At 72.0% G+C, this 26,505-nt stretch carries 26 protein-coding genes; 9 read left to right on the forward strand and 17 right to left on the reverse strand.

What is annotated here, in order from left to right:
* Positions 1–2: 2 nt before the first annotated feature.
* From cdtB to NI25_RS35475, 4 genes are all read right to left on the reverse strand, one after another.
* Entirely contained in the window at positions 3–986 is a 984-nt protein-coding gene (cdtB, locus tag NI25_RS35460; RefSeq protein WP_061446397.1) for a siderophore ABC transporter substrate-binding protein CdtB, read from the reverse strand.
* A complete protein-coding gene (gene cdtA / locus NI25_RS35465) occupies positions 983–1,846 on the reverse strand; it encodes a siderophore ABC transporter ATP-binding protein CdtA (protein ID WP_061446398.1) in 864 nt (287 codons plus the stop codon). Before cdtA ends, cdtB begins: the two co-directional genes overlap by 4 nt.
* 103 nt (positions 1,847–1,949) lie before the next feature.
* Complete coding sequence (locus tag NI25_RS35470; RefSeq protein WP_061446399.1) at positions 1,950–2,513, reverse strand: MSMEG_1061 family FMN-dependent PPOX-type flavoprotein; 564 nt, start codon at positions 2,511–2,513, stop codon at positions 1,950–1,952.
* 66 nt (positions 2,514–2,579) lie between these two features.
* Positions 2,580–3,761: a spore photoproduct lyase family protein gene (locus NI25_RS35475; protein ID WP_061446400.1), complete on the reverse strand. Its 1,182-nt coding sequence runs from the start codon at positions 3,759–3,761 to the stop codon at positions 2,580–2,582.
* Between the two features lie 158 nt (positions 3,762–3,919).
* On the opposite strand from NI25_RS35475, the gene NI25_RS35480 reads away from it, so the two are divergent.
* On the forward strand, positions 3,920–4,105 hold the full coding sequence (locus NI25_RS35480; protein ID WP_061446401.1) for a hypothetical protein: 186 nt from the start codon (positions 3,920–3,922) through the stop codon (positions 4,103–4,105).
* A gap of 28 nt (positions 4,106–4,133) precedes the next feature.
* Here the strand turns inward: NI25_RS35480 and NI25_RS35485 are convergent, their stop codons facing one another.
* From NI25_RS35485 to NI25_RS35515, 7 genes are all read right to left on the reverse strand, one after another.
* The gene (locus NI25_RS35485; RefSeq protein ID WP_061446402.1) at positions 4,134–4,925 is read right to left on the reverse strand and encodes an SAM-dependent methyltransferase; all 792 of its coding nucleotides are present in this window, start codon (positions 4,923–4,925) and stop codon (positions 4,134–4,136) included.
* Positions 4,926–5,038: 113 nt separating this feature from the next.
* Positions 5,039–5,680, reverse strand: coding sequence for a sugar O-acetyltransferase (locus NI25_RS35490; RefSeq protein ID WP_061446403.1), 642 nt, complete (start codon positions 5,678–5,680; stop codon positions 5,039–5,041).
* Between the two features lie 85 nt (positions 5,681–5,765).
* On the reverse strand, positions 5,766–7,805 hold the full coding sequence (locus tag NI25_RS35495; RefSeq protein ID WP_061446404.1) for an RICIN domain-containing protein: 2,040 nt from the start codon (positions 7,803–7,805) through the stop codon (positions 5,766–5,768).
* Positions 7,806–7,922: 117 nt separating this feature from the next.
* On the reverse strand, positions 7,923–9,968 hold the full coding sequence (locus NI25_RS35500) for a beta-galactosidase (protein ID WP_061446405.1): 2,046 nt from the start codon (positions 9,966–9,968) through the stop codon (positions 7,923–7,925).
* A gap of 28 nt (positions 9,969–9,996) precedes the next feature.
* On the reverse strand, positions 9,997–11,352 hold the full coding sequence (locus NI25_RS35505; protein ID WP_061446406.1) for an ABC transporter substrate-binding protein: 1,356 nt from the start codon (positions 11,350–11,352) through the stop codon (positions 9,997–9,999).
* A 116-nt stretch (positions 11,353–11,468) separates the two neighbouring features.
* On the reverse strand, positions 11,469–12,419 hold the full coding sequence (locus tag NI25_RS35510) for a carbohydrate ABC transporter permease (RefSeq protein ID WP_061446407.1): 951 nt from the start codon (positions 12,417–12,419) through the stop codon (positions 11,469–11,471).
* A 7-nt stretch (positions 12,420–12,426) separates the two neighbouring features.
* Positions 12,427–13,353, reverse strand: coding sequence for a carbohydrate ABC transporter permease (locus tag NI25_RS35515; protein ID WP_061446408.1), 927 nt, complete (start codon positions 13,351–13,353; stop codon positions 12,427–12,429).
* A gap of 291 nt (positions 13,354–13,644) precedes the next feature.
* Between NI25_RS35515 and NI25_RS35520 the strand changes: the two genes are divergently transcribed.
* The 3 genes from NI25_RS35520 to NI25_RS35530 all read left to right on the forward strand — a co-directional run bounded on the left by NI25_RS35520 (position 13,645) and on the right by NI25_RS35530 (position 17,577).
* Positions 13,645–14,631 carry a LacI family DNA-binding transcriptional regulator gene (locus tag NI25_RS35520; protein WP_199561073.1) on the forward strand — a complete coding sequence of 329 codons (987 nt, stop codon included), beginning with the start codon at positions 13,645–13,647 and terminating at the stop codon, positions 14,629–14,631.
* A gap of 112 nt (positions 14,632–14,743) precedes the next feature.
* The gene (locus tag NI25_RS35525; protein WP_061446410.1) at positions 14,744–16,546 is read left to right on the forward strand and encodes a thiamine pyrophosphate-requiring protein; all 1,803 of its coding nucleotides are present in this window, start codon (positions 14,744–14,746) and stop codon (positions 16,544–16,546) included.
* On the forward strand, positions 16,543–17,577 hold the full coding sequence (locus NI25_RS35530) for an SDR family oxidoreductase (RefSeq protein WP_061446411.1): 1,035 nt from the start codon (positions 16,543–16,545) through the stop codon (positions 17,575–17,577). The genes NI25_RS35525 and NI25_RS35530 overlap by 4 nt, the downstream gene beginning before the upstream one ends.
* A gap of 62 nt (positions 17,578–17,639) precedes the next feature.
* Here the strand turns inward: NI25_RS35530 and NI25_RS35535 are convergent, their stop codons facing one another.
* The 3 genes from NI25_RS35535 to NI25_RS35545 form a co-directional block, all read right to left on the reverse strand.
* On the reverse strand, positions 17,640–18,443 hold the full coding sequence (locus NI25_RS35535; protein WP_078884805.1) for a ribonuclease BN: 804 nt from the start codon (positions 18,441–18,443) through the stop codon (positions 17,640–17,642).
* Positions 18,444–18,564: 121 nt separating this feature from the next.
* Complete coding sequence (locus NI25_RS35540) at positions 18,565–18,969, reverse strand: hypothetical protein (protein WP_061446412.1); 405 nt, start codon at positions 18,967–18,969, stop codon at positions 18,565–18,567.
* A gap of 104 nt (positions 18,970–19,073) precedes the next feature.
* Complete coding sequence (locus NI25_RS35545) at positions 19,074–19,766, reverse strand: GAF and ANTAR domain-containing protein (RefSeq protein WP_061446413.1); 693 nt, start codon at positions 19,764–19,766, stop codon at positions 19,074–19,076.
* A gap of 115 nt (positions 19,767–19,881) precedes the next feature.
* Between NI25_RS35545 and NI25_RS35550 the strand changes: the two genes are divergently transcribed.
* Entirely contained in the window at positions 19,882–20,334 is a 453-nt protein-coding gene (locus NI25_RS35550; RefSeq protein WP_199561074.1) for a MarR family winged helix-turn-helix transcriptional regulator, read from the forward strand.
* Positions 20,331–22,052, forward strand: coding sequence for an MFS transporter (locus NI25_RS35555; RefSeq protein WP_061446415.1), 1,722 nt, complete (start codon positions 20,331–20,333; stop codon positions 22,050–22,052). The genes NI25_RS35550 and NI25_RS35555 overlap by 4 nt, the downstream gene beginning before the upstream one ends.
* 17 nt (positions 22,053–22,069) lie before the next feature.
* Here NI25_RS35555 and NI25_RS35560 read toward each other — a convergent pair whose 3' ends face one another.
* Positions 22,070–22,507, reverse strand: coding sequence for a hypothetical protein (locus tag NI25_RS35560; protein ID WP_061446416.1), 438 nt, complete (start codon positions 22,505–22,507; stop codon positions 22,070–22,072).
* A gap of 150 nt (positions 22,508–22,657) precedes the next feature.
* Here NI25_RS35560 and nsrR point away from each other — a divergent pair, with 150 nt between their 5' ends.
* Together nsrR and NI25_RS35570 are read left to right on the forward strand one after the other, a co-directional pair.
* Positions 22,658–23,104: a nitric oxide-sensing transcriptional repressor NsrR gene (nsrR, locus tag NI25_RS35565; RefSeq protein ID WP_061446417.1), complete on the forward strand. Its 447-nt coding sequence runs from the start codon at positions 22,658–22,660 to the stop codon at positions 23,102–23,104.
* Between the two features lie 73 nt (positions 23,105–23,177).
* Complete coding sequence (locus tag NI25_RS35570) at positions 23,178–24,374, forward strand: globin domain-containing protein (protein ID WP_061446418.1); 1,197 nt, start codon at positions 23,178–23,180, stop codon at positions 24,372–24,374.
* 65 nt (positions 24,375–24,439) lie between these two features.
* On the opposite strand, the gene NI25_RS35575 is transcribed toward NI25_RS35570, so the two are convergent.
* A complete protein-coding gene (locus tag NI25_RS35575) occupies positions 24,440–24,790 on the reverse strand; it encodes a hypothetical protein (protein WP_061446419.1) in 351 nt (116 codons plus the stop codon).
* Between the two features lie 176 nt (positions 24,791–24,966).
* On the opposite strand from NI25_RS35575, the gene NI25_RS35580 reads away from it, so the two are divergent.
* Positions 24,967–25,659 (forward strand): adenosylcobinamide amidohydrolase, encoded by a 693-nt coding sequence (locus NI25_RS35580; protein WP_061446420.1) that lies wholly within the window; start codon positions 24,967–24,969, stop codon positions 25,657–25,659.
* A gap of 79 nt (positions 25,660–25,738) precedes the next feature.
* On the opposite strand, the gene snpA is transcribed toward NI25_RS35580, so the two are convergent.
* Positions 25,739–26,437 (reverse strand): snapalysin, encoded by a 699-nt coding sequence (gene snpA / locus NI25_RS35585; RefSeq protein ID WP_061446421.1) that lies wholly within the window; start codon positions 26,435–26,437, stop codon positions 25,739–25,741.
* Positions 26,438–26,505 lie beyond the last annotated feature (68 nt).

Raw genomic sequence — 26,505 nt, forward strand, 5'->3', positions numbered from 1 at the left:
CGCTACTTCGTCAGGGCGCCGACGACGGCGTCGATGTACGCCTCCATCGACCCGGGACCGCCGAACATCCAGATGCCGTCGTCGAGCCGGTGCACGTCCCCGGCCTTCACGAACGGCAGGGACTTCCACACCGCGTTCTCGGCCAGCTCACCGGTGAACGGGGTGGCGCTCGGGTCCTCGTCGTTGCCGATGTAGGCGAACTGGGTGTCCTTCGGCAGCTTGGTCAGACCCTCGACGTCCGTGGTGCCGAGACCGTAGGCCTCGTCGCCCTTCACCGTCCAGGCGTTCTTCAGACCGATAGCCTCGTTGACCTCACCGATGAGCGAGGTGGCCGTGTAGGGGCGGATCGAGACCTGGTTCGAGGCGACGTAGCCGTCGGCGAAGGCGAAGTCCTTGCCGGCCATCCCCGCGTCGGCCAGGGCCTTCTTGCCCTCGGCGACCTTGGCCTCGAAGTCCTCGCGCAGCGACTTCGCCCGGTCCGTGGTGCCGGTGGCCTTGGCGATGAGGTCGACGTTCGCCAGCATCCGGTCGATCTGACCGGTGCCGTCGGCGGACGTCACCTCGATCACCGGGGCGACCTCGCGCAGCTGCTTCACGGCGGCCGGGGTGAGGTCCGTGGTGGCGACGATGAGGTCGGGGGCGAGGGAGGCGACGGTGTCCATGCTCGGCTCGCCGCGGGTGCCGATGTCCTTCGGCTCGTTCTTCAGCGGAACGGCGCTGTCCCAGGTCTTGTAGCCCTTGACGTCCGCCACGCCGACCGGGTCGACGCCGAGCGAGACGAGGCTCTCGACGACGTTCCACTCGGTGGCGACGACCTTCTTGGCCGGCCCGTCGAGCTTCACCTCGGTGCCCTTGCCGTCCTTGAGCGTGATCGCCTCGGAGGCCTTCTTCTCCGTCTTGTCGGCGGCGGGTTCGGTGGTGCCGCAGGCGGCGAGGGTGAGCGCCGCGGCGGTGGTGGCGGCCGCGGTGAGCAGGAGGCGTCTCATGAGGTGGTGCCGAGCCTTTCGGGGGTTCGTATGTGGTGGCGGCCGATCGGGCGGGTGCGCAGCCGGCCGGTGAGGGGATCGGTGTCGACCTCGATGCGGATGCCGTACACGGCGGTCAACCGCTCCGGCGTCAGTACGTCCTCCGGCGGGCCGTCGGCGACGATCCGGCCCGCTTCGAGAAGGGTGATCCGGTCGGCGACGGCCGCCGCCTGGTCGAGGTCGTGCAGGACGACCCCGACGGCGATGCCGTGGTCGTCCGCCAGGTCGCGGATCAGGTCGAGCAGTTCGACCTGGTAGCGCAGGTCGAGGTAGGTCGTGGGTTCGTCCAGGAGCAGTACGCCGGTCTCCTGGGCGAGACAGCTCGCCAGCCACACCCGCTGCAGCTGACCGCCGGAGAGGTGGTCGGCGCCGCGGCCGGCGAGCTCGTCGACGCCGGTGAGCGCGAGCGCCCGGTCGACGGCGGCCGGGCCCTCGGGGTCGGGCCTCCCCCAGCGGCCCCGGTACGGATAGCGGCCGAACTCGACGACGTCCCGCACGGTCAGCCCGCCCGGCGTCGGCCGTCCCTGCGTCAGCAGGGCGACGTACCGCGAGAACTCACGGGACGTCAGCGCCAGCGCGTCGGTGCCGCCGTCGAGGTCGATCGTGGCGCTGCGGGCACGCTGCAGCCGGGCCACGGTCCGCAGCAGCGTCGACTTCCCACTGCCGTTGGGGCCGACCAGGACGGTCACTTCGCCGGGCTTGAGCCTGACACCCGCGTCGTGCACGACGTCCACGCCGTCGTAGGCGACGGTCACGCCCGTCGCCGACAACTCGTGACCGCGCAGGCGCGGGGTACCGGCTGCGTCTTCAGCTGATCTCACGTGGCGAAGGTTAGCCTAACCTAAAAACTGCTGGTAGAGACGGGGCTCACACAGGCCTCGCGACGGCCGCTCCGCTCCCTCGTCCCTCGCCGGGGCGAAGAGCTCAACTCGCCGTCCAGGGCCGGGGTTTCCACAGGCCGGCCCGGTTCAGGGACATCGGGCAGTGGAGGTAGATCTCGTCGATCTCCAGGATCAGCGCGAGGTCCGGTCGCCTGCCGTCACGCGTCATCGCGTCGAAGAAGGGCGCGTCGGTGAGGATGCGGGCCCGGCCGTTGACCCGCAGCACCTCCTTGCCGCCGGGGATCAGGTAGAGCAGGCCGGCGTGCGGATTGTCGAGGATGTTGTGGAAGCTGTCCCCGCGCCGGTTGCCGGGCCGGTCGGGCAGGGCGAGGGTCCGGGAGTCGAGGACGTGGGTGAAGCCGGGTGCGTCGCCGCGCGGCGACACGTCGCAGTTGCCGCCCGCGTCGGAGGTCGCCAGGAGGCAGAAGGAGGAGCGGGCCAGGATGGCCCGGTCGTCGTCCGTGAGCCGGTCGTGGACCTTGTCGATGACGACGGGCCAGGGATCGCCCAGCAGTTCACGCAGTTGCGCGCGCGAGCCGAGCTCGACCCAGCCCTCCTCTGCGGTGGGGCCGGGGCCGGCGTCCGAAGATTGTTGCGTACTAAACATGGTCTGATCTTAGGTACGCCTTACCTAACACCGGGCGTCGCCCTCGCAAACCCGGGAGAACCGCTCTCAGAAGGCGTAACGGATCCGCAGCCAGGGCGCGTGAGCGGCGACCAGCGCACGGAGCCGGGCGACCGCCCCGCTCTTGACGTCCACGCGGTACCGCACGTTGCGCGCGCCGTTCTCGGAGCGCTTGGCCTCCTGGATCTCCGGCCGCCACAGCACCTCCTCGGCGCGCGGATGCCAGCCCAGATTGACCTCGTGCAGCTCCCGGTTGTGCGTCAGCATGATCACCTCGGCGGCGGCCTGCCGCTTGACGCGGTCCGGCAGGACGTCGTCGAGGTGCCGCAGCAACTCCGCCCACGCCTCCTCCCAGCCCGGCCGCACCACCACGGGGGAGAGGTTGAAGTGCACCTCGTAGCCGGCGTCCAGGAAGTCGCCGGCCGCGGCGATCCGCTCGGCGACCGGGGAGGTGCGCACGTCCAGCAGCCGGGAGTCGTCCGGCGGCATCAGCGAGAAGCGGATCCGGGTCCGGCCGCGCGGGTCGAGCGCCAGCAGATCGGGGTTGACGAACTTGGTCGCGAAGGACGCCTTCGCCGTCGGCCACCGCCCGAAGGCACGCACCAGGTCCGCGGTGTTGTCGCAGATCAGGGCGTCCACCGAGCAGTCGCCGTTCTCGCCGACGTCGTAGACCCAGGCCTCGGCGTCGCACTGGTTCGGCTCGCGCTTGGGCCCCAGCCGGGCGATGTGCCGGCCGAGGTGGGCGATGATCCGGTCGACGTTGGTGAAGACCGTGATCGGATTGGCGTAGCCCTTGCGGCGCGGCACGTAGCAGTAGGCGCAGGCCAGCGCGCAGCCGTTGGAGGCGCCCGGCGCGATCCAGTCCGCGGAGCGGCCGTTGGGGCGGGTGGTCAGCGTCTTGCGCTCGCCCAGGACGAGCGTCTCGCCCTTGACCCGCACCCAGCGCTCGACGTTGCCCTCGTTGCCGTGCAGGCCGGGGATGCCCCAGTGGGAGTCCACCTCGACCACCCGGGCCCCGGGGAACCGGGCGAGGATCTGCCGGCCGCGCGGGGAGGCGGCCGCCGCCGGCTCGGCGTGGATCTCCCGCACCGGCAGCAGCCTGCGGGCGGCGGCCGAGTCCCGGAAGCACGGTCCGGCCGCGGGCGCGGCGGCCGGCGGACCGGACACCAGGGCGTCGAGGCCGAACAGGGCGCCGGAGCCGTCGTCCGGCGCGGTGGACGGGTCGTGCATGAGGGCTCCGTGACGAGGACGCGGCAGTGACCGGGCGGATCCGCCACGGTCCGGTACCTCCACTGTACGAAGCGCCCGGCACCTCCCGGTCGTGTCACGCCGCCCTTCGGGGGCATACGTGCTGCACGGCACCGCCCCGGTGCCGCCGATCCGAAGGGATGTGCACCGTGCTCGCCATCGTCGCGGCTGTTCTGTTCCTCCTCGCCTGGCTGATCAACGCGGCGGAGGTGTCGACCAACGACGTCTTCACCTCCACCAACGTGATGCTCATCGGCCTCGCCCTGCTGGCCCTGCACGTCGCCGGAATCGGCGGCGGCTGGGCGACGCGCGGACGCCGCCGCTGAGCCCGCGTGGCGGCCGGACCCGCGCCGGTCAGGGAATGCGCGCCACGCCCGCGTAGATCCCGCTCTCTTCCGGCGCGGGTGGCTGAAGGCCCTCGCCGAACCACTCGGTGGCGGTGACCAGGCCGGGCGGCACCAGTTCGAGGCCGTCGAAGAAGCGGGCGACCTCGGCCCGGGTGCGGAAGCCCAGCCGGATGCCGCCCTTGGCGTACTGGGCGATCACCTGCTCCGCCAGCTCGGGGAAGAGGTCGATCGCGGCGTGCGACAGGACCAGGTGGCTGCCGGAGGGAAGCGTCTCCACCAGCCCCCGCACGATCCCGTGGGCGTCCTGGTCGTCCGGGACGAAGTGCATGAGGGCGATCAGCGACAGCGCGATCGGCCGGTCGAAGTCCAGGATCCCGCGGGCGTGCCGCACGATCTCGTCCGGCTCGCGGACGTCGGCCTGGATGTAGTCCGTGGCCCCCTCGGGGCTGCTCACCAGCAGCGCCTCCGCGTGCCGCAGCACGATCGGGTCGTTGTCGGCGTAGACGACCCGGGCCGTCGGCACCGTCCGCTGGACGATCTGGTGCAGGTTGGGCTCGGTCGGGATGCCCGTGCCGATGTCCAGGAACTGGTCGATGCCCCGCGCGGCGAGGTGCGCCACCGCGCGGTTCATGAACGCGCGGTTCTGCCGCGCCGCGTCCCGCGCCTCGGGCGGCAGCGTCTCGCCCACCGCCTCGTCGACCGGGTAGTTGTCCTTGCCGCCCAGCAGCCAGTCGTAGACACGCGCGGGGTGGGCCCGGCCGGTGTCGATGTGGGGAGGCTGGGAATGGTCCGTCGTCATGGCAGGCTCCGTGGTCCGGGAGGTGACGCTCCGCCGCAGTTTTCGATCATCGTACTGCCGTGTCACCGCACCATGTGCCCGGCGGACGGGGGAAGTTGCCGTCCCCCCTCGGCTCACCCGGTCTGGTGGCGCATGGTGCGCGGCGGACGGTAGGACCACTCGCGGTCGGCGTCGGTGATTTCGCGCAGCACCCGGGCCGGGGTCCCGGCGACGACCGTCATCGGCGGCACGTGTGCCGTCACCACGCTGCCCGCGCCGACCACCGACCCCCGGCCGACGGTCACGCCGGGCATGATCAGCGCGCCGGCCCCGATCCACACGTCGTCCTCGATGCGCACCGGCGCGGAGAACTGCGTGCCGTCCCTGCGCAGGTCCGGGTGGACGGGATGGCCGGTCGTGCTGATCGTCACGTGCGGGGCGAACATCACCCGGTTCCCGACGAAGACCTCGACGTCGTCGACGAGGGTGAGGCCGAAGTTGGCGTACACGTCGTCGCCCAGGTGCGTACGGCTGCCGTAGGCCACGTGCAGCGGCGGCTCGATCCACACCCCCGCGCCCAGCGAGGCGAACGTCTCCTCCAGCAGCGCCCGGCGTCCCTCCTCCTCCCGCGCGCCGGTCCGGTTGTAGGCGTCGGCCAGCTCCTTGCCGCGCAGCCGCTCCTCGGCCATGCCCTCCAGGCCCGGGGCGCCGTCCGAGTAGAGCTCCGTCGCCGCCATCCTGCGGCGGACCTCCCGCTCACGGGGGTCGGTGGTCATGCGGTCTCCTCGTGTCGTGTCGATGGACCGCGGCCCCGCCCGCGCCCGCGTGCGGCCGCGCGGACGGGGCCGCCGTCAGGGGAAGTCAGCCGGCGGACACGTCCGTCAGCGTCCAGCGCTGGTTGGCGCCGGAGTTGGGCGGCCAGGTCGTGACGGCCGCGCCCGCGTGGGTCGCCTGGCCCCCGACTTCGAGCAGGCGTCCGGTGGCCGCGTTGACCAGGGTCCAGGTGCCGTCGCCGGTGCTCGACGCGATCCACTCGGCGGCCCGGTCGCGCCTGCCGGTGTCGGGCTCGGCCACCGGGACGTCGTCCCGTACGGCCAGTCGTGTCCCGTCCCCGGCCCGGGTGAAGACGTAGCGGTCGCGGACGCCGCCGTCCTGGCGCACCGCGCTCAGCCGCCACTGCTCGGCGCTCGCGTCGGCGCCGGTGCCGAGGACCAGGTTCGTGCCGTTCCCGGCCACGGTGACGGCCTTGCCGCTCTGTACGCCGGTCAGCGTGTAGGTGTGGCCCTTGCGCAGCTCGGCGGCGTCCTTCGCGACGCCCGAGACCCCCTCGATGGAGAAGGAGGTGACGGACCGGGCGGGCACGGTGAAGGTGGCCGTGCGGTCGCTCACCCGGATCGGGGCCTGCCGCTCCAGCTTGCCGTCGGCGCTCGTCACGACCGGGGTGACGGTGGTCCGGCGGCTCACGTCACGGAACTTCGACAGGTCGATGGTGACCGTGCGGGCCTCGGCGGTGCGGTTGACGTGGACGACGGAGGCGCCCTTGCCGTCGCGGGTGACGGCGGCGGCGCTGGAGGTGTCGTCCGTCTTGATCAGCCGGTCGCCGGGCTTGATGAAGTGGGTGAAGTTGCGGGCGGTGTCGAACTTGGTGTTGGTCCGGATCGGGCAGGTCTCCAGGGTGTCCCCGGCGGTGCAGTCGAACGGGATCTGGATGCTGCCCCAGTTGCCGCCCTTCGCGGACTCGCCGCCCGGCTTCATGTTGTCGTAGTCCTCGACGGGCTGCCAGAACACCCAGGCCCGGGGCTCCAGTTCCCGCAGGTCGTCGACGATCTGCTGGGCGAGGCCGAGGCCCGGCCGCATGTCCTCGAAGTCCTGGCCGTCGCCCCAGTCGCCGCCCACCTCGCTCATCCACAGCGGTTTGTCCGCGGCCTTGGCGAGGTCCCGCACGGTGGTGCGCTGCCCGGTTCCGTAGGTGTGGACGTTCATCTGCCCGACCAGGGCGCGGTCGGCGTCGGAGTACGCGCTCCAGTTCTTCGCGAAGGTCCCCGGGTTGGTCTCGTCCATCGCCGAGATGTCCGCCTTGACCTTCGCCTTCCTCAGCGCCGGGGCGAGGGCCCGGAGCACCTCGCGCTGCAGCTCGGGACCCATGTGGGCCCCTTCCTGCCGGCCGCCGACGGGCTCGCCGTCCGCGTCCAGTCGGGTGCCCCAGTAAGGGGTGTTGGGCTCGTTGAACGGGTCCACGGTGTCGACCTTGATGCCCTCGGCCTTCTCCAGCCGCCTGGTCGCGCCCGCGAGGTAGGCGGCGAAGTCGTCGACCGACTCGCGCCTGAGCTGGTCGGCGGAGGAGTCGAAGCCGCCGGAGACGTAGCCGCTGACGGTCATGAACCAGGGCGGGGAGTTGCTGAAGGTCTCCCAGTGGTCGATGTCGTCCTTGATGCGCTCGACCCACCAGCGCTGGGTGGCGTCGGCGTCCTCGTTCCAGTCGGCCGGGTCGTCGGCGCTCCACCAGTCGGTGTCCTCGCGCGTGGTGCCGGCGGGCGCCTTCCACCAGCCCTCGACGGCGCCACCGGCGCGCAGGTAGTCCTCGACGTCCGGCGCGTTGCCGCCGCCGATGTTGTACCGGGCGATGTTCAGGCCCAGCCCGTCGTCGCCGAAGAGCAGCCGGGCCAGCTTCTCGCGGATCTCGGGCGGGTAGTCGCCGGTGGCGTTGGCGAACCAGACCAGGCTGGTGCCCCAGCCCTCGAACGCCTCCTGCCGGTACGAGGGGTCCGGCCGCACCGTGACGGAGGCGGCGGCCGCGTCCGGTGCGGCCTGGGCGGGGACGCCGAGCAGGCCGGCCCCGGTGGCCAGGGAGGTCAGAACAGCGGCCCCGAGGAGGCGTCTGCTGCGGATACGGCGTGCCATCGTGTGCTCCCAACGGAAAGGTGTGGTCGCTGCGGTGGCCCCCTCCACCCGGCCCGGGGCAGGAGGGGACGGCCCCGGAGCGGGTGCGTGCCGCTCCGGGGAGTCAGGGGTGGGGGATCAGTCAGTGGGCGTGCGCAGGACGGCGACCGCCCGGCCCGCCAGGACGACGGCCCCCTCGTCGTCGGTGGTGCCCACCAGGACCTCCCCGGCGATCCCGGGGACGGTCACGGTCTCGTCGGTGCGGTTGACCAGGAACAGGAAGCGTCCGCCGGGGCCGCGGCGCACGGTGGCCTCGACCCGCCCCCGTGCCCGGGCCGGCAGCTCGCTCGTCACCCCGGCCGGCTCCAGCAGCCTCGGCAGCAGCGCGGCGAGCCCGTCGGCGCCGAGCCGGGTGGAGACGTAGGCGGCCGAACCGCTGCCCGCGCCGCGCCGGGTGACCGCGGGGCGGCCCGCGTGCGCACCGGTGCGGTAGCGGACGAGGACCTCGGTCTCGGGGGCGGTGACGGTGACGTGGTCGGTCCACAGGCTGCCGGTGCCGTCGTCGTCCAGCTCCACGCTCTGCCCCGCGGGCAGCGGGCCGAACTCCTCGACGCGGATGCCGAGCAGGTCCCGCAGCGCGCCCGGGTAGCCGCCGAGCCACACGTGGTCGTTCTCGTCGACGACACCGGAGAAGTACGTGGTGACCAGGTGCCCGCCCTGCTCGGCCCAGCGCGTGAGGTCCTTGGCCAGCTCGGCCGGGACCAGGTGCAGCACGGGTGCGATCAGCACCCGGTGGCGGCTCAGATCGGCGCCGGTGGTGACGACGTCGGCGCGGATGCCCAGGTTGAGCAGCGCCGAGTACCAGTCGAGCGCCTCCTGGTGGTAGTCGAGCAGCGAGGTGGGGTGCGAGTCCTGCTCGCTCGCCCACCGCGACTCCCAGTCGAAGAGGATGCCGACCTCGGCGGGCTCCCGCTCGCTCCCGGCGACCGGCGCGAGGGTCTTCAGCGTGTCGCCGAGCGCGGTGACCGAACGGAACAGGTCGCTGTCCGCGCCGGCGTGCGGGACCATCGCCGAGTGGTACTTCTCGGCGCCGGCCGCCGACTGGCGCCACTGGAAGAAGCAGACCGCGTCGGCGCCGTGCGCCACGTGCGTCAGCGAGTCCCGCGCCATGTCGCCGGGCAGCTTGGCCAGGTTGACGGGCTGCCAGTTCACCGCGCTCGTGGAGTGCTCCATCAGGAACCAGGGCTTGCCGCCCGCGATGCCGCTGGTGAGGTTCGCCGAGAACGACAGCTCGTCGCGGGCCTGCGGGTGCGGCACCACGTAGTGGTCGTTGGCGACGAAGTCCACCTCGCCGGCCCAGTCCGCGTAGTTCATGCCCTTGGTGCCGGGCATCACCATGAAGTTGGTGGTGACGGGGACGTCGGGGGTCAGCTCGCGCAGCAGGTCGCGCTCCGCGCGCAGGTAGTCCTTGAGCGCGTCCGAGGAGAACCGCTTGAAGTCCAGCTGCTGGGTCGGGTTCGGGTGCGAGGCCGCCAGCCGGGGCGGCAGGATCTCCTCCCAGTCGCCGTAGCGCTGCGACCAGAACGCCGTGCCCCAGGCGTGGTTGAGGGCGTCCGTGGTGCCGTACCGGGCACGCAGCCAGTCGCGGAAGGCGCGGGCGGCGTCGTCGGAGTAGTCGTAGACGTTGTGGCAGCCCAGCTCGTTGTTGACGTGCCAGGCGACCAGGGCGGGGTGCTCGGCGTAGCGGGTCGCCAGCTTCCGCACCAGGCGCAGGGCGTGCTCGCGGAAGACGGGCGAGGTCGGGCGCCAGTGCTGGCGCGCTCCCGGCCACAGCGTCTCGCCCCGCTCGGTGACCGGGAGGATCTCGGGGTGGGCCGTGGTCAGCCAGGGCGGCGGGGACGCGGTGGCGGTCGCCAGGTCGACACCGACCCCGTGCTCGTGCAGCAGGTCCATCACCTCGTCGAGCCAGGCGAAGTCCCAGGTGTCCGGGCCCGGCTGGATGCGGGCCCAGGAGAAGATGCCGAGCGACACGATGTTCACGCCGGCCTCGCGCATCAGCCGTACGTCCTCCTCCCACACCTCCCGGGGCCACTGCTCGGGGTTGTAGTCGGCGCCGTAGGCGAGACGGGGGGCGGGGGCACCGTCCGCCCCGCGGTACGTGCGGGTGTGGAGGGTGGAGATCATGGCGGTCCTTCCGGTGTGGGGGCGTGCGCTACTTCTCGACGGTGAAGCCCTGCTCCTCGCCGTACTTGACCGAGGCCTCCTGCCAGGCCTCGAGGCCCTCGGCGAGCGTGGTGCCGGAGACGTAGGCCTTGCCGACGGTGTCGTTGAAGACCGAGTTCGCGTACACCTGGTAGGGCAGGTAGGACCAGTCGTCCGGAACGTTCGCGGCCGACTCGGCGAAGATCTCGTTGGCCTTCTGGCCGCCGAAGTACGGGAACGCGGTGTCCTGGAACTTCGTGGACTGCAGATCCGCCGTGGTCGCCGGGAACGCGCCGTTCTCCAGTCGGCTCTGCACACCGTCCCCGGCGTTCGCGTACTCGACGAACGCGTACGCCAGCGCTTCGTTCCCACCCAGTTCGGGGAGCGCGAGCGCGCTGCCGCCGTTCTCGGCGCTGACCTTGCCGCCGGCGGTCCACTGGGGCAGCGGGGCGACCCGCCAGTCGCCGGACGCCGCCTTCGCGCCCGACTCGAGGTTGGCGGGCATCCAGGCACCGGTCGCCAGCGTGGCGATGCTGCCGTCGGCGAGGCCCTTGTACCACTCGTCGGTCCAGGCCGGGACCGGGGCGAGCAGCTTCTCGTCGATGAGCTTCTGCCAGGTGCCGGTGAACGTCTTGGCACCCTGGTCGGAGAAGTCGATCTTCACCTTGGTGCCGTCGACCGTGTAGGGACGCGAACCGGCCTGCCAGAGCATGCTGGTGGCGAACCCGGCGTCGCCGTTGTCGGCGGTGATGTACGCCTTCGGGTCGGCCTTGTGCAGGTCGCGTGCGGCGTCCAGGTACTCGGCCCACGTGGTGGGCACCTTGATGCCGTACTTGTCGAAGACATTCTTGTTGTAGAACAGCGCCATCGGGCCCGAGTCCATCGGCAGCGCGTAGATGCCGTCCGAACCGGCCTTCACCCCGTTCCACGGACCGGGGGAGAACTTGGCGGAGAGCTTGTCGGCGCCGAAGGCCTTGAGGTCGGTGAGCTGCTTGGTCAGGGCGTACTGGCCCATCGCGTAGTACTCGATCTGGGCGACGTCGGGGACGCCCTTCTTCGCCGAGATGGCGTTCTGCAGCGCCGTGTACTCGTCCTTGTTGGTACCGGCGTTGACGAGGTCGACCTTGACGCCCGGGTGGGCCTTCTCGAAGTCGGCGGCCACCTGCTTGAGCGTGGGCTCCCACGCCCAGACCGTGATGGTGCCGCCCTCCTTGAGGGCCGCCTGTATGTCCGCCTCGGAGACGGCCTTGTCGCTCGACCCGCCGTCGTCGGAGCCGCCGCAGGCGGTCGCGCCCAGGGCGAGCGCGCAGACGAGGGCCGTGGCGCGCAGGAGGCGGCGCGTGTGCTTGGTCAGGTGTGTGGGCATGGGCGTGCTTCCACTTCTTCGTGGCCGGAACCGGCACCGGTTGAGGGTGGGAGGGGCTGTCGGTGAGGGACGGGAGCGGGGGAGGGGCTACTCCTGGACGGGGGAGCGGGGGAGGGCTACTCCTTGACGCTTCCGGCGGCGAGACCGGACTGCCAGTACTTCTGGAGCAGCAGGAACGCGGCGATCAGCGGCAGGATGGTGATCAGCGACCCGGTGACGACGAGGTTGAAGACGGCCTCGCCGCCCGCGGTCGCCGCCTGCTGGTTCCAGCTGTTGAGGCCCAGGGTCAGCGGATACCAGTCGGGGTCCTTGAGCATGACCAGCGGCAGGAAGTAGTTGTTCCAGGTGGCGACCATGGTGAACAGCAGGACGGTGACGATGCCGGGCGCCAGCAGCGGCAGGGCGACCCGGAAGAAGGTGCGCACCTCGCCCGCCCCGTCGATACGGGCCGCCTCCATCAGCTCGGTCGGGATGGCCTCGGTGGCGAACACCCACATCAGGTAGAGGCCGAACGGCGAGATCAGGGACGGGATGATCACCGCCCAGGGCGTGTTGGTGAGCCCCATCTTGCTGAACATCAGGAAGGTCGGCACCGCCAGTGCCGTGCCCGGCACGGCCACCGCGCCGATGACGACGGCGAAGACGGCTCGCCGGCCGGGGAAGTCGAACTTGGCGAGCGCGTAGCCGCCGAGCACCGCGAGGAGGGTGGCACCGCCCGCGCCGAGCCCCACGTACAGCAAGGTGTTGAGCAGCCAGCGGGTGAAGACGCCGTCGTCGTAGGTGAACGTCTCGGCGATGTTGTCCCACAGCGCGAAGTCGCCGTCGAACCAGAGACCGGCGGAACGGGACAGCCCCTCCTGCGTCTTGGTGGCACTGACGGCCAGCCAGACGAGCGGCACCAGGCTGTACAGCAGCACGAGTGAGGTGAGTACGGTCAGCAGTACGCTGCGCCGGGGCTTGTCCGAGGAGTGGCGGCGCCGGGACGTGCGCAGCCGGGGCGCGGGGCCCGACGTGCCGGACGGCCTGGCCGGGCGGCGGTCGGGGACGGTGGCGACGGGGCCGGTCATCGCTGTCTCACACTCCCTTGCGCATGCCGCGCAGCTGCACGACGTAGGCGATGACCATGGTGATCAGCCCCATGACGATGGCGACGGTCGCGGAGTAGTTGTGCTGCTGCCCGTTGAAGGACAGCGCGTACGTGTAGTAGTTCGGGGTGTAGTCCGTGGTGATGGCGTTGCGCGCCAGGGGCTGCAGGATGCTGGGCTCGTTGAAGAGCTGGAAGCTGCCGATGATCGAGAAGATCGTGGCGATCACCAGGGCCCCGCGGATGGCCGGGAGTTTGATCGCGGTGATCACCCGGATCTGGCCGGCGCCGTCGATCTGGGCCGCCTCGTACAGCGAGTGCGGGACGACGCGCAGTGCCGAGTAGAAGATCAGCATGTTGTAGCCGGCGAACTCCCAGGTGACGATGTTGCCGATGGAGGCCAGCACCAGGTCGGGGGAGAGCGGGTCGGGCAGCGAGACGCCCAGCGCGCTGTTGATGTCACCGACCAGGCCGAAGCGGGTGCCGTACATGAAGCCCCACATCAGGGTGGCCACCACGGCGGGGACGGCGTACGGCAGGAAGATGGAGATGCGGAAGAAGTCCCGCCCGTACAGGCGCCCGCTGTCGAGCGCCAGGGCCACCAGGAGCGCGATGCCGAGCATGATCGGCACCTGTACGGCGAGGAAGAGCGAGACCCGGCCCAGCGAGGCCCAGAACTGCTCGTCCTTCAGCGCCTCGGCGTAGTTGTCGAGGCCGACGAAGGTGGTCCCGCCGATGAGCTGGTCCCGGAAGAGGCTGAGGTAGACCGAGTACGCGATCGGCGCGAGGAACACCAGGGCGAACACGGCCACGAAGGGGCCGAGGAAGCCCCACCCCGTCCAGGAGCGGCGATCCCGCCGCACCGGGGGCGGGGCAGGCCGCGGCTCGGCGGCGGCCGGCGGTTGCAGCGTCGTCATCTCGTTCCTCGCTCGTCACGTCCCGGAGCTTCCGGAGCCTGGTGGGGCCCGGCGTGTTTGCGTAAACATCACCCGCCGGACGGGACCGTCGAGGTCTGCGGGAGGGCTGCTATGTTTACGTAAACATTTGATGGCGGCATGTCTACACTGCCCCGTGGACGACGGTCAAGGGTCCTTTCGCAGCGGGCCCGACAGCGACAGAGAGGCGGCTGACGGCGAGTGAGCGCGGCTGAGGAAGTCCCGACGAGCGCGCCCGCGCGACCCCGGCACCGCCGGGAGCGCACGGCCTCCATGGCGGACGTGGCCCGGCTGGCGGGAGTCTCCTCGCAGACCGTCTCCCGCGTCTCGAACGGCTACGCCGGCGTGACCGAGGGGACCCGGCGGCAGGTGCTGGCTGCCATGAAGGAACTCGGCTACCGGCCCAACAGCGCGGCCCGGGCCCTCAAGCGCGGTGAGTTCCGCACCATCGGCGTCATCACCTTCTCGCTGGCCACCACGGGCAACGTCCGCACCCTGGAGGCCATCGCGACCTCCGCGGCGAGCGAGGGGTACGCGGTGACGCTGCTGCCGGTCGCCGTCCCCACCCAGGACGAGGTGCGCGGCGCGTTCTCGCGGCTGGAGGAACTGGCCGTCGACGCGGTCATCGTGATCATGGAGGTCCACCTCCTGGACGCGGCCTCCCTCACCCTGCCGCCGCACGTCCAGGTCGTCGTGGTCGACTCCGACGCCGGCGACCACTACACGGTCGTCGACACCGACCAGGCCGGCGGCTCCCGCGCCGCCGTGCGCCATCTGCTGGACCTCGGCCACGACACGGTGTGGCACCTGGCAGGCCCCGAGGGCTCGTTCGCCGCCCAGCGCCGCACCGACGCGTGGCGGCGCACGCTCACCGAGGCCGGCCGCACCCCGCCGCCCCTCGTCCGGGGCGACTGGTCGGCCGAGTCCGGCTACCGGGCCGGTCTCGAACTCGCCGCCCGCGAGGAGTGCACGGCCGTCTTCGCGGCCAACGACCAGATGGCCCTCGGCCTGTTGCGCGCCCTGCACGCACGCGGCCGGCGCGTGCCCGAGGACGTCAGTGTCATCGGCTTCGACGACATCCCCGAGGCCGGCTCCTTCCTGCCGCCGCTGACCACCGTGCACCAGGACTTCGCCGAGGTCGGGCGGCTGTGCGTGGCGGCGGTGCTGCGCAAGATGCGCGAGGCGGGCCCGGAGCGGGGCACGACCCTGGTGCCGACCCGGCTGGTGACCCGGGCGAGCACGGCGCCACCGCGCGCGTAGGCGGCGAGCGGGGGCAGGGGAGCGGCCCAAGGGACGTACCGGACCGTTTAGGGGCGGCCGGGAGGGTAACCCCACAACCCGACCGTTGTCCCCCCACGTCCGGGAGTGCCCCATGACCCAAGTCGCCGACTTCGTCCTCCAGCGCCTGACCGAGTGGGGCGTCAAGCGGGTGTACGGCTATCCGGGTGACGGGATCAACGGACTGCTCGGCGCCTTCGACCGGGCGGACGGGGACCCGGAGTTCATCCAGGCCCGGCACGAGGAGATGGCCGCGTTCATGGCCTGCGCGCACGCCAAGTTCACCGGCGAGGTGGGCTGCTGCGTCGCCACGTCGGGCCCCGGTGCGGTGCACCTGCTGAACGGCCTGTACGACGCGAAGCTCGACCACCAGCCCGTGGTCGCGGTGGTGGGCCAGCAGAAGCGGCTCTCGCTCGGCACCCACTACCAGCAGGAGATCGCCCTCGACCAGCTCTTCGCGGACGTGTCCGAGTTCTGCCAGATGGTCGTGCACCCGGGGCAGGCGCGGCACGTCGTCGACCGTGCCTTCAAGACCGCGCTGACCACCCGGGGCGTCGCCACGATCATCATCCCGAACGACATCCAGGAGGAGGAGGCCATGCCGTCTCCTCCCAGGGCGCACGGCTCGGTCTTCTCCAGCGTCGGCTGGAGCCGGCCCCGTGTCCTGCCCGACCCGGACGAGCTGCGCAAGGCGGCCGACGTCCTCAACGCGGGCGAGAAGGTCGCCATCCTGGTCGGCCAGGGCGCGGCCAAGGCGGAGGCCGAGGTGATGGAGACCGCCGAACTGCTCGGCGCCGGCGTCGCCAAGGCCCTGCTCGGCCGTGAGGTCCTGCCCGACGACGTGCCGTTCGTGACCGGCCCGATCGGGCTGCTCGGCAGCAAGGCCAGCGACAACATGATCCAGGGCTGCGACACCCTGCTCATGATCGGCAGCAGCTTCCCCTACTCGGAGTGGCTGCCGGAGGAGGGCCAGGCCAAGGGCGTCGAGATCGACATCGACGGCCGCATGATCGGCATCCGCTACCCGATGGACGCCCACCTCGTCGGCGACTCCAAGGAGACGCTGAAGGCGCTGATCCCGCTGCTCGAACGCAAGAAGGACCGCGGCTGGCGGAAGAAGATCGAGAAGGACGTCCGCGAGTGGAACGACCTGTGTGACCGCTGGGCCGGTGAGCACTTCGGCAAGACCATCAACCCCCAGTCGGTCGCCGCCGAACTCTCGTCCAGGCTGCCGGACGGCGCCATCCTGTCGGCCGACTCCGGTTCCGGCACCAACTGGTGGGCCCGCCACCTCAAGCTCCGCGACGGCATGCAGGCCTCGCTGTCCGGCACGCTGGCCACGATGGGCCCGGGCACTCCGTACGCCATCGCGGCGCGGTTCGCCTATCCGGACCGGCCGGTGATCGCCTTCGTGGGGGACGGCGCGTTCCAGATGAACGGCATGAACGAGATGATCACCGTCAAGCGGTACCTGGACCGCCTGTCCGGCCCCGCGCCGTTCGTCTTCTGCGTCTTCAACAACCAGGACCTCAACCAGGTCACCTGGGAACAGCGCGCCATGGCCGGCGACCCCAAGTACCCGGGCTCCCAGGACATCCCCGACGTGCCCTACGCCGCCTACGCCGAACTGCTCGGCCTCAAGGGCATCGTCTGCGACGACCCGAAGAAGGTCGGCGCCGCATGGGACGAGGCACTCGCCGCCGGCCGCCCCGTGGTCCTGGAGTTCAAGGTGGACGCGGAGATCGCGCCGATCCCGCCGCACATCATGAAGGAGCAGGGCAAGAAGGCCGTCAAGGCCGCGCTGCACGACCCGCAGGCCACCGGGATCGCCACCAAGGGCGTACGCCAGAAGCTCACCGAGTACGCCGAGCACCTCCCCGGCCGGGGCAAGAAGTGAGCGGCGCGCACCGCCGGGGCCGGGTCGTCGTCGTCACCGGTGCCACCGGTGGCGTCGGCCGGGCCGCCGCCCGGGCCTTCGGCGCCCAGGGGGCCGCGGTGGCCCTGCTCGCGCGGGGCGAGTACGCGCTGGAGCGTGCGGCCGAGGAGATCCGCGAGGCCGGCGGGCGGGCACTGCCCCTGGTCGTGGACGTCGCCGACGCGGAGGCCGTGGACGCGGCGGCCGGCCGGATCGAGGAAGAGCTCGGCCCCATCGACGTATGGGTGAACGCCGCGTTCTCGACCGTCTTCGCGCCCGTGGCGGAGATCCGGCCCGAGGAGCTGAAACGGGCCACCGAGGTGACCTACTTCGGCTTCGTGCACGGCACCCAGGCCGCCCTCAGGCGCATGACGCCGCGTGACCGCGGCACCATCGTCCAGGTCGGATCAGCCCTGGCCGAACGCAGCGTCCCGCTCCAGGCCGTCTACTGCGGCGCCAAGCACGCCATTCAGGGGTTCACCGAGTCGCTGCGCTGCGAACTGCTGCACGACCGCAGCGGGGTACGGGTGACCATGGTCCAGATGCCCGGGCTCAACACGCCCCAGTTCAGCTGGGTCCTCACCCGCCTGCCCCGCCACCCGCGCCCGGTGGCCCCCGTCTACCAGCCCGAGGTGGCCGCCGAGGCCGTGCTGTACGCGGCCGACCACCCCCAGCGGCGCATGTACTGGGTCGGCGGCTCCACCGTCGCCACCCTGCTGGGCCAGAAGCTCGCCCCCGGGCTGCTGGACCGCTATCTGGCCCGCACTGGCTACGACGGGCAGCAGACCGGTCGGCCCGTCGACCCGTCACGGCCGGTCAACCTGTGGAAGCCGCCGGACGACACCGCCCCGGACGACTACGGCGCACACGGCGTCTTCGACGACGAGTCCCATCCGCGCAGCATCCAGTTCTGGATCTCCCGCCACCGCAGGTCGCTCGCCCTGGCCACCGCCGTGACCGGTGCGGCCGCCGCGGCACTCGCGGGCGGCCTGCGGGGCCGCGGCGGCCGCTGACCACGGCCGCTGACCACGGCCGCTGACCACGGCCGCTGACCACGGCGGCGGTCGTCCCCGCATCAGTCCGGTCTGCGGTCGATGTTCCGGGCCCACCAGTGGTGCTCGCAGAACCAGTGCCCGACCATCGCGCCCCCGAACACGACGAATCCGACCCCGATCAGCCAGGACTCCACGACCAGCACGATGCCGACCGCGCCGTAGCTGAACGCGTTGTCGAGGATGAGCGGCGTGAAGACGAGGTATGAGAAGCCGCGCAGCCCGATCAGTCCCACCATCGTGGCGAGGGCACCCGGCAGCAGGTCGCGCCAGCGGACCTGGCCGCCCAGCAGGAAGTGCTGACCCCACCAGAAGAACAGGATGCCGCTGGCGGCCGACAGCGCGATCCGCGCCGAACCGTGCAGCGCGGTCCGTGTCTGCACCTCCTGGTACAGGTAGGCGGTCAGCAGGATCACCCAGGTCATCTGGCGCCAGATGCGGTGCCAGGGGCCGGAGGGCAGCTCCCAGATGCGCTCGTAACCGTTCTGGACACTCGCCGCGAAGGACACGCCGAACACACCGAGCAGGATTCCGCCCCACACGCTCGTCGTGCCGACGATCTTGGTCGGTGGGCTGATGATGTCGGTCAGTACGCGGGCCGACCGTCCGGACAGCCCCATCCCGTCGGCCAGCCAGGACGCGAAGCCCCCGCGTCCCAGCGGATCGGCCGCCGCCACCACGATCAGCAGCGGGGCCAGTGTGACCAGGGCGAGGGTGGCGAAGCCCATGGCCCGGTGCATCAGCTCCAGGTCCCGGCCGCGCCGGACCAGGGCGGACGCGGCCAACCAGTCCCACGCACGGTGGAACGGCCGCCACAACCGGTTCACGGGGGCTCCTCGGTGCTCCTCGGGCGTCCTTTCGACGGCTCGCGACGGAGAACTGAGTGACCCGGCCGGTGCCCGGACAAACGTCGGTCCACCCGGACGGCGTCCGGCCGCGGTCCCGGCCTCAGGGATCGGTGCGCTGCTGGGCTTCCCGCATGCGTTCGTTGTGCCAGGCGATGGCCGCGCGTATCTGGGGCTCCTGCAGCCCCGTGCGGCAGCCGAGCTGATCCATGGAGAGAGCCGGCGGGCCGGTGGTCAGGGCCCGGGTCAGCTTCGCCGCCCACAGCTCCTCGTCCACGAAGGGCCGGTCGGTGTACCCCGCCTTGATCTCGTCGAAGTGTTCGTCCGAGCACGTGGTGATGAGCCGGAGCCCGTCGAACCACTCGTTGGTGGCGTGCACCGCCGAGGAGTCCGGCACGTAGCCGCTCACGGCCTCGTCCTCGGGGAAGACCCTGGCGCACAGGTCGCACAGCTCCATGGGGACCGGCTTGGCGGCCCGACGGCCCTTTCTGCCCTTGCGCTTCCACATGGCGACTCCCGGGGGTCGGCGTCCGGAATGCCGGAGTTACCCGAGGGGCGGGAAACAAACGCCCCGCGGGCGGTGCTCGTTCATCTTCACGCCCGCCCGCCCGCTCAGGGCAGGCCGCCCCGTTCGCATACCTGCGCCGCCACGTCCCGCAGTTTGACGTTGTGGTCCTGCGAGTAACGGCGCAGCGCGGCGAAGGCCTGGTCCTCGTTGAGGCGGAGCCTGCCCATGAGGATGCCCATGGCCTCGCCGATGGTGTGCCGGGTGCCCATGGCCTCCTGCAGCTGGGCGTGCGTACGGGCGCTGGAGAAGGCGACCGCCGCGTGGGAGGCCAGCAGCCAGCCCGCCGTCTCGTCGGCGTCGGTGAACGCGCCGGGCCTGTAGGAGTACATGTTCAGCGCGCCGAGGTCCTCGTCCTCGGTGAACAGCAGGAAGCCCATCATGCTGCCGAGGTTCAGCTTGCGCGCCTCGGGGACGTACTTGGGCCAGCGCCGGGCCTCGTCCGTGAAGTCGGCGATCCGGAACTGCCGCTCACCCTTGGAGGTACGGGCCGCGTCGAAGCACGGCCCCTCCCCGACCCGTCCCTGCAGTTCGTCGCTGTCGATCACCACCTGCTCGGTGGGGGCCAGCGACTGCACGTGGTTGCCGCGGAGGATGAGGATGCCGGCGGCGTCGCAGTCCTCCACCAGTTCCGTGGCCGATGCGGTGATCCTTCCGAGGGTGTCGTTCAGCGATTCCTGGGCCAGCAGATCACGGGCCAGCGAGGCCATCTGCTCGGCGAACCCGCGCCAGTCGTCCATGCCGGTACCTCCCTCGCTCTCTGCAGGAGTAGTGCCCCGGGGACGCGGGACGCAACAGGGGAAGGGCGGCGCGGACCATCTTGTTTCACGCTACATCTAAATACATAATGCGCCTATGGACACCTCGCCCGAGGGCCCCGACGAGCTGATCGTCGCCGTGGAGCAGATGATCCGGTACGTGCGGCAGAGCGCCCGGACCGGAGGTCTGAGCACCGCCGCCTCCTCGACGCTGGCCAGGCTGAGCCGCGAGGGCCCCCGGCGCCTGACCGAACTGGCCCGGGCCGAGGGCGTCTCCCAGCCGAACATGACCCAGCTGGTCACGCGCCTGGAACGGGCGGGACTGGTCCGGCGCAACGCCGACGCGAGCGACGGCCGCGGCGTGCTGGTGGCGGTGACGTCCGCCGGCCTCGGCGTTCTGGCCCGGCGGCGCGCCGAGCGCGCCGCGGCCCTCCGGCAGCTCATGGAGGACATGACCGGACCGGAGCGGCAGGCCACCACCACGGCGCTCCTGGCCCTGGCCCGGGTCATCCACAACCGTCAGGAAATCTCGGAGGAAGACCGCGCATGAGTGCACCCCGTGGAAAGGCCGCCAGTCCCTTCCGGCAGCCCAAGGCGGTCTGGGCCGTCGCCTTCGCCTGTGTCATCTCGTTCATGGGCATCGGTCTGGTCGACCCGATCCTGCCGGCGCTGGCCGAGAGCCTCGACGCCACCCCCAGCCAGGTCTCCCTGCTGTTCAGCAGCTACCTGATCGTCACCGCCGTCGCGATGCTCTTCGTCGGCTGGGTCTCCAGCCGCATCGGCGCCAAGCGCACCCTGGTCACCGGCCTCGCCGTCATCGTCGTCTTCGCCGCCCTGGCGGGCTCCACCGACTCCATCGACGGCATCGTCGGCTTCCGCGCCGGCTGGGGGCTGGGCAACGCCCTGTTCATCGCCACCTCGCTCGCGGTCATCGTGGCCTCGGCCAGCGGCGGCTTCAGCGGCGCGATCATCCTCTACGAGACCGCCCTGGGCCTCGGTATCGCCGTCGGCCCCCTGCTCGGCGGCGAACTGGGCGGCATCAGCTGGCGCGGTCCCTTCTTCGGCGTCGCCGCCCTGATGGCCATCGCCTTGATCGCCACCCTCGCCTTCGTCCCCGACCTGCCCAAGCCGAAGCGGGTCACCTCGCCGCTCGCCCCCCTCAAGGCCCTGCGCCACCGCGGCCTGCTGACCATGGGCATCATGGCCCTGCTGTACAACTGGGGCTTCTTCACGATGCTCGGCTACGCCCCGTACCCGATGGAGCTGGAGGCCCACGAACTCGGCCTGGTCTTCACGGGCTGGGGCCTGCTGGTCGCCGCCTTCAGCGTCTTCTTCGCCCCCCGCCTCCAGGCCCGCTACGGCACCGCACCCGTCCTCTACGCCAACCTGCTCGGCCTCGGCATCGTCATGGCCGTCATAGCCGCCGGCGTCACCGATCCCGCCACCGTGATCGTCGCGGTCGTCGTCAGCGGCGCCTTCATCGGCATCAACAACACCCTCACCACCCAGGCCGTCATGCTCGTCTCCCCGGTCGAGCGCCCCGTGGCCTCCTCCGCGTACGGCTTCCTGCGCTTCATCGGCGGCGGCCTGGCCCCCTACGTCGCCGGAAAGCTCGCCGACGCCACCGACCTGAGCGTCCCCTTCTACCTCGGCGCCGCCACCTTCCTGCTGGCCATCCCGGTCCTGGCCAGCGGTCACCGACTGCTCCGCCGAGCCGAGACGGACGGCGGCGAGGGAGAGCCCGTGTCCCCGACGCTCACCCCCGTCGGCTCCCCGGCCACGGCCGGCGCGCCGCCCGTGGTCGTGGCCGTGGGCGCGCACCGCGAGGCGGCCGCCGTCGTGGACGCCGCGGCACGGCTCGCCCGCGACACCGCAAGCCCGCTCGAGGTCGTCCACGTACGGCAGACCGCCGTCGTCGAGGAACAGGCCGCCGACACCGAGACCGACGAGGAGGCGAAGGCCGCCGTCACCGCGCACCTCGACCGGCTCGGCGGCCTCGGTGTCGTCGCCACCGGCCAGATCCTCACCGGCGTCGGCGACCACGCCGCCGCGGGCCGCGCCCTGGCCCGGCATGCGGCCGAGGTGGGGGCCCGCACGGTCGCGGTCGGCCGCTCTCCGCGCGGCCCGCTGACCCAGTTCGCCGACGGCAGCTTCACCAGCGCCCTCACCCACGCCGCCACTTGCGCCGTGGTCCTCGTCGACCCCGGTGAGGAGCCCCGCCCGCTGACCGCCGGGTCCCTCACGGAGCTGCGCGCCGAGACGCGGTGAACGCCGCCCGCCCCCGGTCAGCCGCCGTCGAGCGACCGCCTCAGCCGGTCGGCGGCCTCCGGGGGCTGGACGCGCATGCCGGGACGCCGGCGGTGCACGGTCAGGTACGTCACCCCGTCCGGCCCGGCGAGCACGGCCCGGGTCGAACCGTGCGGCAGCCAGGTCAGGACGCCCGCGCGCAGCGGGTGCCCGCCGTCGGCGGAGTCCAGGCGGGCCGCACCGTCGAGGACGAGGAGCAGGACGTCGAGGTCGGGCTCGGTGTGGGTGTCCACCCGTCCCCCGGCGGGGAGGCGGACGACGTTGGCGTCGAGCTGCCGTCCCGGTTCCGCCAGCTTCCACAGGGCACCGCCCGGCGCGTCGTCGCCCAGGGCCACGAGCTCCGCCGTGTCGCACAGCAACCGGGGGAGGGGCGCGCCCGCCGCCGTACCTGAGGAGCCGTTGTCTTCCCCTGCCATCAGATGCCGCCGATCCCTGTGCCCAACCGTGCCGGTGCGCCGCCCTCTTGGGCGGTCCGTTTGCGGGGCGGCCCGTCCAGTGACGCACTGCACAGGACCCGTACCCCGGGTAAAGACGAATCTAGCATGCGTATTTGATAGCTTCCCGGTATGCGGCTGACGAAGTTCACCGACCTGGCGCTGCGTTCGGTCATGCGCCTGGCCGTCGTGCGGGACGGTGACGAACCGATGACCACCCGAGAGGTGGCCGAGGTCGTCGGTGTGCCGTACACGCATGCCGCGAAGGCCATCACCCGCCTGCAGCATCTGGGTGTGGTGGAGGCCCGGCGGGGTCGCGGCGGGGGGCTGACGCTGACCGGCCTGGGGCGGCAAGCCTCGGTGGGCCGGCTGGTCCGCGAACTCGAGGGGGACGCCGAGGTGGTCGACTGCGAGGGCGACAACCCGTGCCCGTTGCGCGGGGCCTGCCGGCTGCGCGGGGCGCTGCGTGACGCCCAGGAGGCGTTCTACGCGGCGCTCGACCCGCTGACCGTGACCGACCTGGTGGCCTCGCCGACCGGCCCGGTCCTGATCGGCCTGACGGAGCGTCCTCCGGGGTGACGGGCAGCGCTCCCGAAGGAGCGCCGAGCTGTGACCCAAAACACGAATCTCATCTACCAATTAAGGAGTCGCTGTGCTCTCCGAACAGTCCGTTCCCGTGGTCCGAGCCACTCTTCCCGCCGTCGGGGCGGCCATCGGTGACATCGCCGACGTCTTCTACCGCAAGCTGTTCGACGCCCACCCCGAACTGCTGCGGGACCTGTTCAACCGCGGGAACCAGGCCAACGGAGAGCAGCAGCGGGCCCTGGCGGGCTCCATCGCCGCGTTCGCCGGCATGCTGCTGGAGAACCCGGACCAGCGCGCCGACGTGATGCTCTCGCGCATCTCGCACAAGCACGCCTCGCTCGGCATCACCCCCGACCAGTACAAGGTCGTCCACGAGAACCTCATGGCCGCCATCCTCGAGGTGCTCGGCGACGCCGTCACCCCCGAGGTCGCCCGCGCCTGGGACGAGGTCTACTGGCTGATGGCCAACGCGCTCATCGCCCTCGAGGCCCGGCTCTACGCGCGGACGGGCGTCGAGGCGGGAGACGTCTGGCGGTCCATGGAGATCGTCGACCGGATCGAGGAGAGCGCCGACGCCGTCTCCCTCGTCCTGCGCCCGGCCGACGACCGTGCCCCGGCGTCCTTCCGTCCGGGCCAGTACGTCAGCGTCCAGGTCGAACTGCCCGACGGCGCCCGCCAGATCCGCCAGTACAGCCTCTCCGCGGCGCCCGGCCGGCCCGACCTGCGCATCACCGTCAAGCGCGTCCGGGGCGACGGGCGGCCCGACGGCGAGGTCTCCTCCTGGCTGCACGCGAACGCCCGCAAGGGCGACGTGCTGACCACGTCCGCGCCCTTCGGCGACCTGGCCCTGGCGGAGCACGACGGCCCGCTGCTGCTGGCCTCCGCCGGCATCGGTGTCACCCCCGTGCTGGCGATGCTCGACCACCTGGCCGCCACCGGTTCGACCCGCCCGGTGACCGTCGTCCATGCCGACCGCACCCCCGAGGACCACGCCCACCGGCAGGAGCAGCTCGACCTGATACGCGCGCTGCCCGACGCCCGGCTCCACCTGTGGTACGAGGAGCCCGGCGACCGGGCGCCGGAGGCGTCCACGGGCCGCGCCGACCTCACCGGCCTCGACCTGCCCGAGGGCGTCACGGTCTACCTGTGCGGACCGGTGCCCTTCATGCGCGCGGTCCGCGGCGACCTGCTGCGCCGCGGGGTGCCCGCCGAGGCCGTCCACTACGAGGTCTTCGGCCCCGACCTCTGGCTCGGACGGCAGTAGCCGCGGCGGCTCGACGGCGGCCGGGTGCGGGGGCGCCCGGCCGCCGCCGAACTCCCGCGGGGGCGTTAGACCGCCGCGGTGAACGCGGTGCTGATCGCGGTGTCGACGCGGGCGTGCACCACCAGGCGCGGACCCGAGGAGTCGGCGTTGTTCTCCAGCAGCCGCCGGGTCGGCGCGCTGTGGGTCACGACGGACATCAGGACGTCGAGCCGCCCGCACCACTGGTGCGCCCGGAGCACCGCACTGACCGCGGCATGGCCGTCGGCCCGTTCGGTCAGCACGATGACGACGGGGGCCGGCCGATGGGCGTCGACCAGGTTGGTGATCTGCGTGGTCAGGGTGGCCCGCCCGTCGATTCCCGGGTCCTGGTCCACCGTGATGACCAGGACCCCATGCTCCAGGGTGTGGGACAGCATCGCGGCCTCCGATCCGTCGCCTCGTGGCGAAGTTGTGTTCAGTGAAGGTGCCCGGACCCGGGTCCGCAATGCGCCCCGCGCCCGACCGGGCGGCCGGCCGCCGCGGCCCGGGCGGTGAGTACCATCGTCCGGTCCTCCTCCGACCTCCTCCGATCGCCGCTGGGAGCCCCCGAACCGTGCCCGCCCTCCTGCCTCCGCCCCGAGCCGGGGGCGCCTGCCTGCTGGACCTGGAACACCTGACCCGGGTGGAGGACGGCGAACGGCTGCACGCCCTGCTGTGGCGCCCGGGGCCGGGCTGGCGGATGGTCAGCAGCGCCGTACTGGGCGGCGGGATCGCCGAGCGCGCCTGGGTGCTCAACGCCCAGGTCGCCCACGGCTACCGGCGCACCGACCCCGCACGGCACCTCGCCGATCTGGCCCGCGCCGCCGGGGCCCGCGGGCCGGGGGTGGGCCTGATGACGGCGGCCGACGTGACCGCGCACGGCCGCGCGCGGGACGGCGGGGCCGAGGCCGTGGCCACGGCCGGCATCTCGGTACGCGGCTGGGCGGCCGTGCCCGAGGAGGGCAGCACCGGGGCCGCACCGCCCGGAACGATCAACATCGTCGCCGCGCTGCCCGTCGCGCTCGGTGACGCCGCCCTCGTCAATGCGGTGATGACGGCGACGGAGGCGAAGGTCCAGGCGCTGCTCGACGCCGGTCTCGACTGCTCCGGCACCCCGACCGACGCGGTGTGCGTCGCCGCCAGGACCCCGGGCGACGGCGCCGACGCGCACGCCTTCGCGGGCCCCCGCTCCGAGTGGGGCGCCCGGCTCGCCCGCGCCGTCCATCGGGCCGTACGCGCGGCGCTTCCCGCGGCCGCGCACCCCTGAGTCCGCTTTCGTACCGGCGCGGGCACACACGCGTGCGGGCGGCCCGGCCGGGCCGCCCGCACGGTCGTTCACCGCGACGTCAGCGCTGGGACGTCTTCTCCAGCGCCTTGTCGAGGGCGGCCTGGAAGCCGTAGGCCCACAGCTGGTTCACCCGGCTGCGCTCGTTGGAGTTGGGGTAGGGGTTGGTGCAGGACGGGCCGGGGCCGCCGCCCGACATCAGCTCGCTGCACGGCCCGGAGTAGTGGTCGGGCAGGCCGAGCACGTGCCCGGTCTCGTGGGCGGTCACCCGGGTCGAGTCGTACTGCTGGTTCTGCCGGTAGTCGAGGAAGATGTAGCCTCTGCCGTGCCCGTCCGTGGAGGCGTACGAACCGCGCGAGTCGTTGCCCTCGTAGTACGCGAAGTCCGCACCCGAACTCGACTCGGCGAGCCGCACGTTGGACACCGAGCTGTTCCAGATCTGCGCGGAGCGGGATATCTGCGTACGGAAGCTCGGCGCGTTGGCGGCGCTGTAGTAGACGGTGACGGCCGCGGCGGCCGACGGCGACGGGCTGGCGGCGCGCTTCTTGGCGACGGACTTGACGACCGCCTCGAAGAACGCGCGGTTGGCGGCCGCGTCCTCGCCCGAGCCGGCCGAGGGCAGGTAGCCGACCTGGGCCGCCTGGGCCGCCCGGACCGGCTCCTGGGGCGCCGCGGCCGTCGCGGCGGGGCCGGTGCCGAGCACGGCGGCCGTCAGGCCGAGACCGACCGCGGTGGACAGCAGGGGCAGGCTGATACGCATCGATGACTCCTTGAGTGGGGGAGTGGGGAGAAGTCGTCACCGGTGAGTGTGGGGCGCCCAGGAGGCCG

It is taken from the genome of Streptomyces sp. CCM_MD2014 (genome assembly GCF_000772045.1).
Taxonomy (GTDB): domain Bacteria; phylum Actinomycetota; class Actinomycetes; order Streptomycetales; family Streptomycetaceae; genus Streptomyces; species Streptomyces salinarius.

Bases quoted from the DNA above. Each gene is read 5' to 3' on its own strand.
- cdtB (WP_061446397.1), bottom strand. From the start codon at position 986: ATGAGACGCCTCCTGCTCACCGCGGCCGCCACCACCGCCGCGGCGCTC.
- NI25_RS35470 (WP_061446399.1), bottom strand. From the start codon at position 2,513: ATGTTTAGTACGCAACAATCTTCGGACGCCGGCCCCGGCCCCACCGCA.
- NI25_RS35475 (WP_061446400.1), bottom strand. From the start codon at position 3,761: ATGCACGACCCGTCCACCGCGCCGGACGACGGCTCCGGCGCCCTGTTC.
- NI25_RS35480 (WP_061446401.1), top strand. From the start codon at position 3,920: ATGTGCACCGTGCTCGCCATCGTCGCGGCTGTTCTGTTCCTCCTCGCC.
- NI25_RS35485 (WP_061446402.1), bottom strand. From the start codon at position 4,925: ATGACGACGGACCATTCCCAGCCTCCCCACATCGACACCGGCCGGGCC.
- NI25_RS35490 (WP_061446403.1), bottom strand. From the start codon at position 5,680: ATGACCACCGACCCCCGTGAGCGGGAGGTCCGCCGCAGGATGGCGGCG.
- NI25_RS35495 (WP_061446404.1), bottom strand. From the start codon at position 7,805: ATGGCACGCCGTATCCGCAGCAGACGCCTCCTCGGGGCCGCTGTTCTG.
- NI25_RS35500 (WP_061446405.1), bottom strand. From the start codon at position 9,968: ATGATCTCCACCCTCCACACCCGCACGTACCGCGGGGCGGACGGTGCC.
- NI25_RS35505 (WP_061446406.1), bottom strand. From the start codon at position 11,352: ATGCCCACACACCTGACCAAGCACACGCGCCGCCTCCTGCGCGCCACG.
- NI25_RS35510 (WP_061446407.1), bottom strand. From the start codon at position 12,419: ATGACCGGCCCCGTCGCCACCGTCCCCGACCGCCGCCCGGCCAGGCCG.
- NI25_RS35515 (WP_061446408.1), bottom strand. From the start codon at position 13,353: ATGACGACGCTGCAACCGCCGGCCGCCGCCGAGCCGCGGCCTGCCCCG.
- NI25_RS35520 (WP_199561073.1), top strand. From the start codon at position 13,645: ATGGCGGACGTGGCCCGGCTGGCGGGAGTCTCCTCGCAGACCGTCTCC.
- NI25_RS35525 (WP_061446410.1), top strand. From the start codon at position 14,744: ATGACCCAAGTCGCCGACTTCGTCCTCCAGCGCCTGACCGAGTGGGGC.
- NI25_RS35540 (WP_061446412.1), bottom strand. From the start codon at position 18,969: ATGTGGAAGCGCAAGGGCAGAAAGGGCCGTCGGGCCGCCAAGCCGGTC.
- NI25_RS35545 (WP_061446413.1), bottom strand. From the start codon at position 19,766: ATGGACGACTGGCGCGGGTTCGCCGAGCAGATGGCCTCGCTGGCCCGT.
- NI25_RS35550 (WP_199561074.1), top strand. From the start codon at position 19,882: ATGGACACCTCGCCCGAGGGCCCCGACGAGCTGATCGTCGCCGTGGAG.
- NI25_RS35555 (WP_061446415.1), top strand. From the start codon at position 20,331: ATGAGTGCACCCCGTGGAAAGGCCGCCAGTCCCTTCCGGCAGCCCAAG.
- NI25_RS35560 (WP_061446416.1), bottom strand. From the start codon at position 22,507: ATGGCAGGGGAAGACAACGGCTCCTCAGGTACGGCGGCGGGCGCGCCC.
- nsrR (WP_061446417.1), top strand. From the start codon at position 22,658: ATGCGGCTGACGAAGTTCACCGACCTGGCGCTGCGTTCGGTCATGCGC.
- NI25_RS35575 (WP_061446419.1), bottom strand. From the start codon at position 24,790: ATGCTGTCCCACACCCTGGAGCATGGGGTCCTGGTCATCACGGTGGAC.
- snpA (WP_061446421.1), bottom strand. From the start codon at position 26,437: ATGCGTATCAGCCTGCCCCTGCTGTCCACCGCGGTCGGTCTCGGCCTG.